The organism is Chloroflexota bacterium (assembly GCA_016875535.1).
Lineage (GTDB): Bacteria > Chloroflexota > Dehalococcoidia > SHYB01 > SHYB01 > VGPF01.
Genome location: VGPF01000055.1, coordinates 1 through 12,056, shown reverse-complemented (window position 1 = coordinate 12,056; position 12,056 = coordinate 1). Strand labels below are relative to the sequence as shown.

The 12,056-nt window shown below is 65.7% G+C and carries 13 protein-coding genes; 10 read left to right on the top strand and 3 right to left on the bottom strand.

The genetic code is table 11. The annotated features are described in order from the left end of the window. Nucleotides 1–15: 15 nt before the first annotated feature. From FJ039_11625 to FJ039_11600, 6 genes are all read left to right on the top strand, one after another. Entirely contained in the window at nt 16–1,098 is a 1,083-nt protein-coding gene (locus FJ039_11625; GenBank protein ID MBM4406801.1) for an amidohydrolase, read from the top strand. 80 nt (nt 1,099–1,178) lie between these two features. Then, the gene (locus tag FJ039_11620) at nt 1,179–2,159 is read left to right on the top strand and encodes an NAD(P)H-quinone oxidoreductase (protein ID MBM4406800.1); all 981 of its coding nucleotides are present in this window, start codon (nt 1,179–1,181) and stop codon (nt 2,157–2,159) included. An 11-nt stretch (nt 2,160–2,170) separates the two neighbouring features. After that, complete coding sequence (locus FJ039_11615; GenBank protein MBM4406799.1) at nt 2,171–2,761, top strand: hypothetical protein; 591 nt, start codon at nt 2,171–2,173, stop codon at nt 2,759–2,761. Between the two features lie 75 nt (nt 2,762–2,836). After that, complete coding sequence (locus FJ039_11610) at nt 2,837–3,091, top strand: zinc ribbon domain-containing protein (GenBank protein MBM4406798.1); 255 nt, start codon at nt 2,837–2,839, stop codon at nt 3,089–3,091. Between the two features lie 73 nt (nt 3,092–3,164). Next, nucleotides 3,165–3,536, top strand: coding sequence for a hypothetical protein (locus tag FJ039_11605; protein MBM4406797.1), 372 nt, complete (start codon nt 3,165–3,167; stop codon nt 3,534–3,536). 99 nt (nt 3,537–3,635) lie between these two features. Further along, nucleotides 3,636–5,030 (top strand): aspartyl/glutamyl-tRNA amidotransferase subunit A, encoded by a 1,395-nt coding sequence (locus FJ039_11600; protein ID MBM4406796.1) that lies wholly within the window; start codon nt 3,636–3,638, stop codon nt 5,028–5,030. Nucleotide 5,031: 1 nt separating this feature from the next. On the opposite strand, the gene FJ039_11595 is transcribed toward FJ039_11600, so the two are convergent. Continuing rightward, nucleotides 5,032–5,601, bottom strand: a complete 570-nt coding sequence (locus FJ039_11595; protein MBM4406795.1) for a hypothetical protein — start codon at nt 5,599–5,601, stop codon at nt 5,032–5,034. A gap of 192 nt (nt 5,602–5,793) precedes the next feature. Here FJ039_11595 and FJ039_11590 point away from each other — a divergent pair, with 192 nt between their 5' ends. Continuing rightward, entirely contained in the window at nt 5,794–6,954 is a 1,161-nt protein-coding gene (locus tag FJ039_11590) for a hypothetical protein (GenBank protein ID MBM4406794.1), read from the top strand. Nucleotides 6,955–7,059: 105 nt separating this feature from the next. On the opposite strand, the gene FJ039_11585 is transcribed toward FJ039_11590, so the two are convergent. Both FJ039_11585 and FJ039_11580 read right to left on the bottom strand, forming a co-directional pair. Beyond that, nucleotides 7,060–7,575, bottom strand: coding sequence for a DUF3090 family protein (locus FJ039_11585; GenBank protein ID MBM4406793.1), 516 nt, complete (start codon nt 7,573–7,575; stop codon nt 7,060–7,062). A gap of 144 nt (nt 7,576–7,719) precedes the next feature. Next, on the bottom strand, nt 7,720–9,396 hold the full coding sequence (locus FJ039_11580) for an MFS transporter (GenBank protein ID MBM4406792.1): 1,677 nt from the start codon (nt 9,394–9,396) through the stop codon (nt 7,720–7,722). Here FJ039_11580 and FJ039_11575 point away from each other — a divergent pair. From FJ039_11575 to FJ039_11565, 3 genes are all read left to right on the top strand, one after another. Beyond that, nucleotides 9,346–9,969, top strand: a complete 624-nt coding sequence (locus FJ039_11575; protein MBM4406791.1) for a hypothetical protein — start codon at nt 9,346–9,348, stop codon at nt 9,967–9,969. The two genes, FJ039_11580 and FJ039_11575, sit on opposite strands and share 51 nt — an antisense overlap. 164 nt (nt 9,970–10,133) lie before the next feature. Next, nucleotides 10,134–11,000, top strand: coding sequence for a cytochrome c biogenesis protein CcdA (locus tag FJ039_11570; GenBank protein ID MBM4406790.1), 867 nt, complete (start codon nt 10,134–10,136; stop codon nt 10,998–11,000). Between the two features lie 129 nt (nt 11,001–11,129). Then, nucleotides 11,130–11,696 (top strand): TlpA family protein disulfide reductase, encoded by a 567-nt coding sequence (locus FJ039_11565; protein ID MBM4406789.1) that lies wholly within the window; start codon nt 11,130–11,132, stop codon nt 11,694–11,696. Nucleotides 11,697–12,056: the final 360 nt, after the last annotated feature.

Sequence of the window (12,056 nt, the reverse complement as noted above, 5' to 3'; positions counted from 1 at the left end):
GGGAAAGGGGCCGCCATGAAGTACGCCGTCATCTCCGCCGATTCCCACATCGTCGAGCCCCGAGACCTCTGGACCGCCTATATGGAGCGCGCCTACAAGGACGATGCCCCGCACATCGAGTCCATCGGCGGGGCCGATACCTTCGTCTGCCGAGGCGAAGCTATGGCCCGCCCGGGCGGCTACTCCCTCGCCGGCCGCACCCAGTTCCTCGGCCAGCCCTCCACCTATGCCGATGTCTACCCCGGCGGCGCAGACCCCAAGGCGCGCCTGAAAGATATGGAGCGGGACGGCGTTGATGCGGAGGTCGTCTACCCCTCATGCGCCATGAAGATGTACGCCCTGGCCGATGTTCTGTACAAGCAGGCCTGCTTCCGCGCCTACAACCGCTGGGCCGCCGACTTCGGGAAAGCTGTCTCAAGCCGCCTGAAGGCCATCGGCGTCATGACGCTGGAAGACTTAGAGGGTGCGGTCTCCGAAGTCCACCAGGCCAAGCGGCTGGGCCTCGTCGGCGCGATGATCAGCGTCACCCCGGCCGACCCGGGGAAGTACGCACAGCAGGCCTTCGACCCATTCTGGGCCGCCGCCCAGGACCTGGAGATGCCCATCAGCCTCCACGTCGTGACCGATACCGCCAACATCACCCACAACCTTATCGAGCACACCATGTTCTCTTCCGCCGTCCAGCGCACCCTGGCGAGCATGATCTTCGGCGGCGTCTTCCTCCGCTTCCCCCGCCTCAAGGTCGTCTCGGCGGAGAACGATGCCGGCTGGGCCGCCTACTTCATCCAGCGGATGGACTACCTCTTCCATAAGCGCGTCAACTACATGCGGAGCTCCCCCATCAGGGACAAAGGCCTCCTCCCCAGCGACTACTTCAAGCGCAACGCCTACTTGACCTTCATGGACGACCGCTCCGGCATCTTCATCCGGGAGCTTATCGGCGTCGAACGCCTCATGTGGTCCAGCGACTACCCGCACAACGATAGCACCTGGCCTGACTCCCAGCAGGTCATCGCCTCCCTCTTCAAAGGCGTCCCGGAAAGCCACAAGCGCAAGATCCTTGCCGAAAACGCCGCCAGGCTCTACGGCTTCGTTTGACGCTCCGCTGGGGGCCGTGCTAGCGTTCCTCTTGCCTTCCCACGTTCCAAAGTTCCTGCGTTCCTAGTTCCTCACTCACTATGCGCGCCATCGTCATCACCAAGCCCGGCGGCCCCGAAGTCCTGCAGCTCAGGCCCTACGCCGATCCCCTCCCCGGCCCGGAAGACCTCCTCATCGAAGTCCGCGCCGCCGCCCTCAATCGCGCCGACCTTATCCAGCGCCGCGGCAACTACCCAGCGCCGCCGGACGCCCCTCCCGATATCCCCGGCCTCGAGTTCTCCGGCGTCGTCGCCGGAGTCGGCGCCAAGGCTCCCGGCTTCGCCCCAGGCGACCGCGTCATGGGGCTCCTCGGCGGCGGTGGCTATGCCGAACGCCTTACCCTGCACCATGCCATGGCCGTCCGCATCCCGGACGCCATGACCATTGAAGAGGCCGCCTCCATCCCGGAGGTCTTCTTCACCGCCTACGATGCCCTCTTCAACTGGTGCAGGCTGGAGATGGGCGAGCGCGCCCTCATCCACGCCTGCGGCAGCGGCGTCGGCGTCGCCGCGATCCAGCTCGCCAAGGCCAAGGGCGCGATGGCCTTCGGGACGGCAAGCTCCGAGGAGAAGCTTGCCCAAGCCGTGCAGCTCGGCCTGGACGTCCCCATCAACTACCGGGAGCAGGACTTCGCCGCCGTGGTGCGCGAAAAGACCGGCGGCCGGGGCGTAGACGTCATCCTGGACGTCATCGGCGCGCCCTACTGGGAGAAGAACATCGCCAGCCTCGCCGTCAAGGGCCGCATGGTCATCGTCGGCACCATGGGCGGCGCCAGGCATGAAGTGAACCTCGGCGCCCTCCTGGCCAAGCGCCTGAGCGTCCACGGCACCTCCCTGCGCTCCCGCAGCAACGTGGAGAAGATGCTCATCACCGCCCAGTTCCGTCAACACGTCCTCCCCCTCTTTGCGTCCGGCAAGCTGCGCCCCGTGGTGGACAAGGTCTTCCCCTTGAGCGAGGCCGCCGAGGCCCACCGCTATATGGAGAGCAACGCCAACTTCGGCAAGATCGTGCTGAAGGCCTGACGGCGAGCGCCATGAGCACCTCCTTCCCCGATTTCTTCCGCACACCCAACCGCTCCCGCGATCGCTATACCGCCCGCCTCTTCGCCCTCTTCAGCGATGAGGCCATGCGCTATTGGTGCGATGCCAAGCTCGGCCCTTACGACTACCTGGGCCGCCCGGTGCTGAAGGCTCCTTCGCTGGAGCGTCCCATCCCCCTCGATTTCGCCCTCAAGGAGCGCGCCACCGGCAAGCTCTTCGCCGCAGTCCAGCGCGCCTTGGTGGAGTTCGACGACTATCGCTATCTCACCCTCCGCGATGCAGGCCAGCTCCTTCACCTGCCCGATAAGAACTTCCAGCAGTTCTTGAAGTTCGCGGAGCGCCCCGCCGATTATCGCGTGGAGCTACAAGGCCGCTACATCGCAACGGAGGGCGCGGTGCTCGTCTGGGCCTCCGTCACTCCGGATGGCAAGGCCTCGGCCAAAGGTCTCTATCGCTTTGCGGACGTCCTCTCCTTGGAGGAAATCCTCGCCCAGCTTCGCGCCAAGATGCCCCCGCAGTGGAAGAACCGCCTGGGCGAGCTGAAGAGCTGGAACACCCAGCTCCTGGACTTCCTGAGCGGCTGACCCTGGTGAAGTCGCCGCGGCGAACGGCTATAATCTACCCACAGAGCATCCCTTAGCCCTGGAGAGCTTTGCCATATGCCCACCTATGATCGCGGCTGCAACACCTGCGGCCATACCTTTGAGATCCGCCGCGCCATGAGCGATACCTCGCCCATCAAGTGCTCCAAGTGCTCCGGGGAGACGCGCCAGCTCTTCAAAAAGGTCCCCACCATCTTCACCCGCAACATAGACCATCCCGACTCCCCCCTGGACGATATGCCCGGCGCGGAGAAGATGCGCAAGCAGGCCGATATGGCCATCAACAAGGTCATGAAAGATATGGGGAGCTAGCTCCGCCTCTTGCCCGGCCAATCACGCTCCGGTAGGATAGACGCGACTTCCAAGAAGGGACCAGACACCACCCATGTTCAAGGGCGACGCCATCACCTTCGGCAGGCTCCACACCTGGACCCTCAGCTTCTCCTACGATAAGAAGACCGACGTTCTTATCATCCGCTCCCCCTGGCAACAGGCCGGCGCATGGGTTGACCTGCCCGATAACGTCCGCATCAAAGTGGATCCGCAAACCGGCGACGCCCTGGAGTTCCACATCGTCGGCTTCACCCGCGCCTTCCTCGCCAAGCGCCCCGATCTCCAGGCCACCTGGGGCCAGGTGAAGCCCAATCCCATCGCCCTCAAGCGCATGGAGGCCACGCCATTCATCCGCCACTTCCTGGAGCACATGGAACAGCTCGCCTACCAGCGCGCCAAACAGCTCGAACCCTCCAAGCTGTAGCTAGCCGCTTCAACGTTCCTCTCCATTGAGGAGAGAGCCTGCGCTGAGTCCCTCGAAGGGAGAGCGTGATCCATACGTCTCACTCCTGGGAGATTCCCGATGCCCTCCGCTGACCCGTGCTTCCTCACCATCCGCGAAGCCGCTCGCCTCCTCAGAGGCAAGCGACTCTCCTCCGTCGAGATCACCAAGGCCGTCCTCGCCCGCGCCAAGGCCACCCAGCCCAAGACCAACGCCTTCATCGCCATCCTGGAAGCCTCCGCCCTCGCCGAGGCCCGCCGCGCCGATCGCGCTCTCGCCCAGGGGCGCGCCAAAGGCCCCCTCCACGGCATCCCCATCTCCGTCAAAGACATCTTTGATATGAAGGGTCTCATCACCTCCTGCGGCTCGGCCGTCCTCCATGACAACGTCGCCGAGAGCGATGCCGCCGTCGTCACGCGCCTCCGCGAGGCTGGGGCCGTCATCATCGGCAAGGCCAACATGACCGAGTTCGCCGTGGATATGCCCAGCCCCGTCTACGGCCCCGCCCACAACCCCTGGAACCTGGACTACCTTTCCGGCATTTCCTCCAGCGGCTCCGGCGCCTCCCTCATCGTCGGCGCAGGCTTCGCCTCCCTGGGCACGGATACCGGCGGCTCCATCCGCCTGCCCGCCGCCTTCTGCGGCTGCGCCGGCATCAAGCCCACCTATGGGCGCGTCAGCCGCCACGGCGTCTTCCCTCTTGCCTGGTCCCTGGACCACGCAGGCCCCCTGGCGCGCACCGTGGAAGATGCCGCCATCACCCTGCAGGCCATCGCAGGCCCCGACCCTCGCGACCCCACCGCCGCCCGGGTGCCCGTCCCCTCCTACACCCGCGACTTGGCCAAGGGCGCCGGGGGACTGCGCATCGGCGTGCCCAAGGAATACTTCTTCGACGCTATTGACCGGGAGGTCGAGTCCCGCGTCCGCGCCGCCATCGAAAGGTTGAGGAAGCTCGGCGCGCGCATCGTGCCCGTCTCCGTCCCCAACGCCACCCAGACCATGCTCGCCATGAGCTCCATCATCAGGGTGGAGCAGGCCGCCGCCCACGAACAGCTCATCAGGACGCGCCTGCACCTCTACGGCGGCACCCTCGGCGACCGGCTCGTCTCCGCCTCCCTGCGTAGCGCCGTGGACTACATCAAAGCCCAGCGCATCCGCATGCTCATCGTCCGCGACTTCCATGCCGCTTTCGAAAAGGTGGACGTCATCGCGACGCCCACCATGCCCATCCTGCCCTTCAAGATCGCGGAGCAGAAGCCCGGCGGCTCAGGCCAGGGCGCGCGCCTCTCCCACTTCACGGCCCCCTTCGACCTGACGGGATCCCCCGCCATCTCCATCCCCTGCGGCTTCAGCGCCTCGGGGCTGCCCATCGGCCTGCAGCTTATCGGCAAGCCCTTCGCGGAGGCCGTCGTCCTGCGCGCCGCCTACGCCCACCAGCAGGCCACGGACTGGCACACCAAGCGCCCGCCCCTCTAGCTCACACCCTCACGCCGGGCCATTGACCCTGCAGCTCGATGAGCTGGCCCAAGTAGAAGAGGCCCGCCGCCACGATGTCCGTCACCACGAAGGCCTGCGTGGTGGCCGAGGAGATCGCATCCTTGTCCCCGGGGCGGAAGACCCGCACCAACCGAGTGCGCCTCCTGACCGCCGGGTCCAGCCGCTTATCGAAGTCCTTCACCACCTCTTCAAGCCTTTCAACCGAGGGATACCTGATGCCGAAGTGCGTGATCCCATGCGGCGCATGCGTCAGCTTGCGCTCATACGCCGCGAACGCCTTCTCGAGGCCGGCCCGGCTCCCCATCGCCTTCCGCATCTCCTGCTCCAGCCGCCACTGCTGCGGTGAGACCTCGGAGCAGTAGAGCACGTTGTTCTGCATATCCGGGTGCTCCGGCGCCACGTGCGCGGAGAAGGTGCGGCTCCCCCGATCGGTCACCGTACACCCCAGCGCCTCGTAGAGCTTCCGCGCCAGCTGCCGCTCTCCCGGCTGGTGCAGCATCTCCACATGATTCAGCAACCGACCCCGATACTCCCGCACTTGTGCCACCATTGCGCCCTCCCTTACCGACCGTTTTAGCCGCTATGGTACTACGCCTTCCTAGCCTCCTCTTCGTTCCGTGATTGCAGCGGATGATCTATCTCTCCTTGCCTCTCTCACTCTCTAACATTTCGCCCGAAAATCTGTGCGCTCTGTGGATAAAATATCCTTGCTCCACCTCTCCCTCTGCTATACTCCCCGGCTATGGACTTCTCCTGGTCACCCCAAGAATCCCCCTTCCGCGAAGAGATCCGCGCCTTCCTCAAGGCCAACCTCCCCGCCGACTGGCGCGAACAGGTGAGCGACGTGGAGGGCGAGGAGCGCGAGTCCTTCGAGCGCGACTTCTCCGCCAGGCTCGGCGAGCGCCGCTATCTCTCCATCGGCTGGCCCAAGGATTACGGCGGCCTCGGCTGGTCGCCCATGCAGCAGCTCATCTTCAATGAGGAGTGGGCCCACGCCAAAGCGCCCCGCAGCTTCATGGGCCCCGGCGTCTACCAGGTAGCCGCCTCCATCATCATCCACGGCACGCCCGAGCAGAAGCGGACCTTCCTCCCGCCCATCGCGCGCGGCGAGGTCCGCTGGACCACCCTTTTCAGCGAACCGAACGCCGGCTCCGATCTCGCCTCCCTCCAGACCACTGCCATCGAAGACGGCGATGTCTTTGTCGTCAACGGCCAGAAGATATGGAACACCATGGCCCACAAGGCGGAGCACGGCTTCCTCCTGGCGCGCACGGACCCCAAAGCGCCCAAGCACAAGGGCATCGGCCTCTTCCTCATAGATATGCGCTGGCCCGGCATCACCGTGAAGCCCATCGTCAACATGGCCGATGTCCACAGTTTCAACACCGTTTCCTTCGATAACGTCCGCGTCCCACGGGACAGGCTCGTCGGCGAAAAGACGCGAGGCTGGTACGTCGCCACCACCGCCCTCAACGTCGAGCGCTCCGGCATCCGTTACCACGTCCCCGCTGAGCAGCTGCTCGATGAACTGCTCGCCTACGTGCGCGACTCCGCCACGGGCGAACGCCGCCCCGAGGTCCGCAACCGCCTGGCCGCTATGGCCTGCGAGATGCAGGTCTCGCGGCTCCTCTCCTACCGGGTCGCCTGGCTTCAGAGCAAAGGGACGCCCCCCAGCTACGAAGCCTCCGTCTCGAAGCTCTTCGCGGCCGAGATGACCCAGCACGTCATCGGCCTGGGGATGCAAGTCCTTGGCCTGCGCTCGCAGCTCGCCGGGGGCAACCGCGCCGCCCTCCACGGCAAGATGCAAAAGCTCGATCGCGCCCAACGCGCCATCACCATCGGCGCCGGCACCTCAGAGGTGCAGCGCACCATCATCGCCAAGCGCGGCCTCGGCCTCCCATAACCCACCATCCCCCAGAGGAATCTTCCTGTCGGATTCAGCGTGCTCAGTGCCTTCAGTGGATAGATTCTCTGAAAATCTGTGCCGATCCGTGGATGATTTCTCCTGTTATCGAAACTCCCCCGTCAGCTTGCCGTGCCCGTTCGTCTTCGCGCAGGCATGCCCCTCGGGATTCATCGGCTCGTGGCAGAGTGGGCAGGCGGGCCGCCCGGCCGTCACCACCTCCAGCGCCTGCCTCGCGAAGCGTCCGGCCTGCTCCCGCGTCACCCACCAGCCCAGCGTCACGCGCCGCGCCTTTGCGTCCGCCTCATCGGCGATCAGGATGCCGAAGGCATCCTCCTGCTCCCGGTAGGTCAGCGCCAGCGCAACGGCCTTCACCTCGAACTCCCGGCCCGTCGCCGCCACGCCCTCCGGCATCTTGCCGATATCGCGACGGGCCGCCTGCGACTCTAGGAAGCCCTTGAGCTGCAAGGCTAGGGCGGAAAGCTGCTCCTTCTCCAGCCACACGCTCGCCGTGCCGCGCGGCGCCTCCACCATGAGCCGGAAGGTGCGCTTCCCCGGCTTCCCCTGCGCCTCGGCCTGGAAGAGCCGGGCCGGGCCCAGCTCGTGGCGGACCTCCGTCATCGTGTACCTTCGCTTCCCTGATTCGCCGTGCCGCGCGGGCCGTCCGCCCGCACGAAAAAGATGATGGCGTTCCCGGCGGCGAACACGATACCACACAGGGCGATCAGCACCGTGTACCCCAACTCGTCCGAGCGGGCATTCAGCCTATCCACCCAGATGCCGTTGAGCCGCGCGAGGCCCGCCCCTGCCGCGGTGGCCACGTTCAGGTAGCCCAGCTGCTGCGCCGCGCGCTTGCCGGAGACCAGGTCGCTCGCCAGGGCCCAGTTCGCGCCCAGGTACATGCCCAGCCCGGGCCCCGCCACTAGGCCGGCGAGCATCAGGTCGCGAGGCTATCGGCCGGGAGCAGGAGGCCGCCCGCCGCCAGGCCCAGCCCCCCCCCGAGGCCAGCAGGATCGGCTTGCGGCCCATGCGGTCGCTCAGGCGGGCCGCCGGGTAGAGGACAAGGAAGGCCCCGGCCCCGGTGACGGCAAATATCTTCCACAGCTCCTGCGCCGGGTTCTCGATCCCCATCCGGTCCTCCAGGATGAAGAGCAGAAAGGTCTGCAGGGAGGATGCCGCCAGCGCCAGCAGGAACCGTGAAGCCAGGAAACACTTATAGTGCGGGTGCGCCTTTGCCGCCGGCCCGGCCTCCACTGCCGGCCCGTTCACCGGAGGCGGCGCGCGCCTCAGAGCCGCGACGCTCACCGCGACGCCTACCGCAAGCAACGCCGCAAGGATCGTGAGCGCAAGCCAGACCCATGAGAACTCCCGCGACTCGTCGTACCGGCCGATGAGCCAGGCCACCAGCGCCACGATGCCGATGGCCGGGACGATCTCCACCAGCCACTTCACCCCGGAGGCCGCGCCCCGTTTGGCGTGGGGCACGTAATCGCGGATGAGGGCCTGGTAGGGGCCCTGCGCCGCATTGGAGAAGAGCTGGAGGATACAGGTCAAGAGGAAGAGGAGCGCGTAATTGGGGGCCGCTCCCACGGCGATCAGCAATGGGACGGAGGCCATGCCGCCGATGGCGATGAACGGCACGCGCCTTCCCCATCGGGAGGTCTTCCGATCGCTGGCGCCCCCGGCGATGGGCTGGACCAGCACCGCGATCACCAGCCCCACGAAGGAGAGGACGCCCAGCGCCGTGTTCTTGGACGATTCCGCCACCAGGTCTTCCACCCGGGTGGGCAGCACAACGATGGTGAAGCAGCCCGCCAGCGCCGTCACCGCCAGGCCAAAGAGGCTCATGCGCGCCAAGAGACCCGCTGAGACGCCCTGCCCGCTGTTCGTTGTCATGAGAAGAAAGGTCGCCCCGCAATCGCCGTACAGTCTATCGCATCTCTTCCTGGCTCCCTGAACTTCCTCTCCCGCCTCTCGACTCGCCCCCTGATTTTCGCTACAATCGTCGCGATTCCCCCTCAGAGAGTTGGTGCCGCTTTGCCGGATAGAAGAACCCGACGCCAGGAAGAGCGCGAAGCCAAGGCCAAGGAGGCCAAGCAGGAGTTCCGCCCGCCCGGCGGTCTCTTCTCCCGGCTCTCCACGGACGCCATCGTCGGCATCATCATCGCCTCCGTCGTCCTTCTCGTCTTCCTCGTCTTCTTCTTCCGCTGGTGGAACTCCCGGGACAATACAGCGGCGCCCACCTTCAACCAGGTCTCCGCCATCGCGCCCGGCGGCCTGGAAGGCAAGACCCTCTTCATCGCAGACCTCAACGGCCTCTTCCGCAGCACGGATAACGGCAAGAAATGGAGCCGCGCCCCCGGCATCGCCAAGGGCGAAGCCTACCGCGCGGTGGAAGGCGTCCCTGGGAGCCCGGGCGCCCTCATCGCCGCCGGGAGCCATTCGCTCCGCCGCAGCGCCGATGGCGGCAAGACGTGGACCCTCGTCCAGAACGATCTGCCCTCCCAGGACTTCCAATCGTTCACCATAGACCCGGTCCAGCCCAACACCTTCTACGCCTACCTGAACCCCCAGGGCCTCTTCCGCAGCGAGAACAGCGGCGCAGCGTGGACCCGCGTCAGCGGCTTCGAGAACGCCAGCGTCACGACCCTGGCCGTCCGGCCCGGCGACCCAAAGCTCCTCTTCGTCTTCCACAGCTCCCGCGGCCTCCTGCGCAGCCGCGATGGCGGCGTGACCTTCGAGCCCGTCACGGGCGCCCTGCCCGCCACCTCCGTGACCGATCTCCTCACCCTGCCGAACGATGCGCAGAACGTCTACGCCGTCGCCTCCCGGAGCCTCTACCGCAGCAAGGACGGCGGGACCACCTGGGCCAAGGCCGGCGGCCAGAGCCTTTCGAGCGCCAACATCGTCATCATCGGGCGCGATGGCGCGACGGGGACGCTCTACGCCGCAGACCTAACGGGTTTCGTCTACAGCAGCACCGATGGCGGCGAGAACTGGATCCCGCATAGCTAGCCCGCATCGAGGACCTTGTCCTTCGACTCCTCGCCCTGCGCCCATCCGCGCGGTACGATGCGAAAGGAGAAGGTGATGCTTCCATCGAACCCGCGTAGAGGCCAGGCTAAGCCCCGCCCACACCGCATCTGCTTGGATCGCTCTTCCGCACAGGAGCTTCCCCGGTGACCGCTTCCGCCAACTCCCCAGGCTCGGCGCAGAAGCCGCCCGTGGCCGCCCTCGTCGTTCTCGGCCTGCTCTTCACCGGCTTCATGGCCGCCGTCTTCGCCTTGGGCCTGCGCAGCACCACCGGGAACGCCATCAGCCCCGAGAAATACGCGGGCGATATCGCGGGCCTGCTCCCTTTCGGCTATGCCTTCGGCGCGGGGATGATCGCCAGCGTGAACCCCTGCGGCTTCCTGATGCTCCCCGGCTTCATCGGCTACTACATCGGCCGCGAGACGCCGGGCGAAGACCCGCGCGATGTGACGCTACGGCACCTGGGGCGCGCCGTCCTCTTCGGCCTCATGGTCACCCTGGGATTCGTGGCCCTTTTCGCGGCCATCGGCTCCGTCATCTCGGCGGGCGGGACGGCCATCGTCGGCGCTTTCCCCTGGGCGGGGCTGGCCATCGGCGGCGCCCTGGCCGCCTTCGGCCTCTGGGTGCTGCTCACCGGGCGCACCTTCGGGTTGGCTTTGGCAAGCCGCATCGGTAGGCCCGGCGGGCGCGGCATCGGCTCCGCCTTCGTCTATGGCGTCGCCTATGGTGCGGCTTCGCTCTCCTGCACCCTCGCCATCTTCCTCGTCGTCGTCGGCCGCGCCACCGCCTCCGAAGGCGTCTTGAGCGGCGTCGGCCAGTTCGTCGGCTTCGCCCTGGGCATGGGCGTCGTCGTCATCTCCGTCAGCCTGAGCGCGGCGGCATTCAAGGGCGCGGTGGTGCAGACGCTCAAGGGCGTGGCATCCTACTTCCAGCGCCTCAGCGGCATCTTCCTGGCGGGCGCAGGCATCTACCTCATCATCTACTGGATCGTCCTCGGAGATATTTTCCAGTAGACCCCTCCCTCCAATCCTCTCCTAATTAGCGCGTTCTTCCGCTAAACTGATGATGCTCTCTGTCGTGTAATGATGCTGCGATCTGCGTTCATCTGCATGATCTGCGGACAAATCCTCTGAGGTCCTTCCGTGAAGCTCCCCCGCTGGGCCGTCATCACCATAGGCATTCTGCCCCTCATCGCCCTCCTCATCCTCTTCGTTTGGGGCGTCTTCTTCCGGGATAGCAACAACGCCACTGGCATCGCCACCTTCACCAGCGCCGGCGAAGGTCGCGTCCTCCGCGAAGAGCCCACGTCTTTCACCATCACCACCTTTGATGGCGCGCAGGTCTCCCTTAACGACCTCCTCGCCAAGAAAAAAGTCGTCATGGTCGACTTCTGGGCCTCCTGGTGCGTCCCCTGTCGCCAAGAAGCCCGCGATCTCGAGGCCGTCTGGCAGCGCTACAAAGATAAAGGCGTTGCCTTCCTCGGCGTCGCCGTCACCGATAGCGAGAGCGAAGCCCGCTCCTTCATCAAGCAGTTCGGCTCAACCTATCCCAACGGCCCGGATAGAAAGGGCACCATCGCCGTCTCCTATGGTTTCACCGGCATCCCCGAAAAATACTTCATCGTGGACTACAAAATCGTCAAGAAGCTCGTCGGCCCGCTCACCGAAGCCCGCCTCTCCTCCGTCCTCGATGACCTCCTAGCCAAATAGCGTCTCCCCCTCTTCCGGCATCCCGTTCCTCGCGCCCTCGGCGGATCATCTTCCTGTCCGGAACCTTGCTCTCTGTTTCCCGAACCTCAATCCTTCCCCATCTGTCCTTTCCGAAGGACTCTCGGTCTTACGAGTCCGGACTGCTCGGACCGTGTGTCTCCTCACCCCGTATGTTGCATCAGGGCCGCACCGGAGCGATATCTGTCATTCCGATGACTCCGCGTGCAGCACCGGAGCGGACGATAACTCCCTCCTTCCTCCATCCCTGCGTTCCTTCCCCACTTGACACCACTGCCTATTCTGCGTAGTATTGTCTCGTAAGCACAAAAAGCTTACGCCTTCGCCAGGACAGAGAGCCGG

Coding starts and splice junctions, on each gene's coding strand:
- FJ039_11625 (MBM4406801.1), top strand. CDS start 16: ATGAAGTACGCCGTCATCTCCGCCGATTCCCACATCGTCGAGCCCCGA.
- FJ039_11620 (MBM4406800.1), top strand. CDS start 1,179: ATGCGCGCCATCGTCATCACCAAGCCCGGCGGCCCCGAAGTCCTGCAG.
- FJ039_11615 (MBM4406799.1), top strand. CDS start 2,171: ATGAGCACCTCCTTCCCCGATTTCTTCCGCACACCCAACCGCTCCCGC.
- FJ039_11610 (MBM4406798.1), top strand. CDS start 2,837: ATGCCCACCTATGATCGCGGCTGCAACACCTGCGGCCATACCTTTGAG.
- FJ039_11605 (MBM4406797.1), top strand. CDS start 3,165: ATGTTCAAGGGCGACGCCATCACCTTCGGCAGGCTCCACACCTGGACC.
- FJ039_11600 (MBM4406796.1), top strand. CDS start 3,636: ATGCCCTCCGCTGACCCGTGCTTCCTCACCATCCGCGAAGCCGCTCGC.
- FJ039_11595 (MBM4406795.1), bottom strand. CDS start 5,601: ATGGTGGCACAAGTGCGGGAGTATCGGGGTCGGTTGCTGAATCATGTG.
- FJ039_11590 (MBM4406794.1), top strand. CDS start 5,794: ATGGACTTCTCCTGGTCACCCCAAGAATCCCCCTTCCGCGAAGAGATC.
- FJ039_11585 (MBM4406793.1), bottom strand. CDS start 7,575: ATGACGGAGGTCCGCCACGAGCTGGGCCCGGCCCGGCTCTTCCAGGCC.
- FJ039_11580 (MBM4406792.1), bottom strand. CDS start 9,396: ATGGCTCCCGGCGGCGATGAGGGCGCCCGGGCTCCCAGGGACGCCTTC.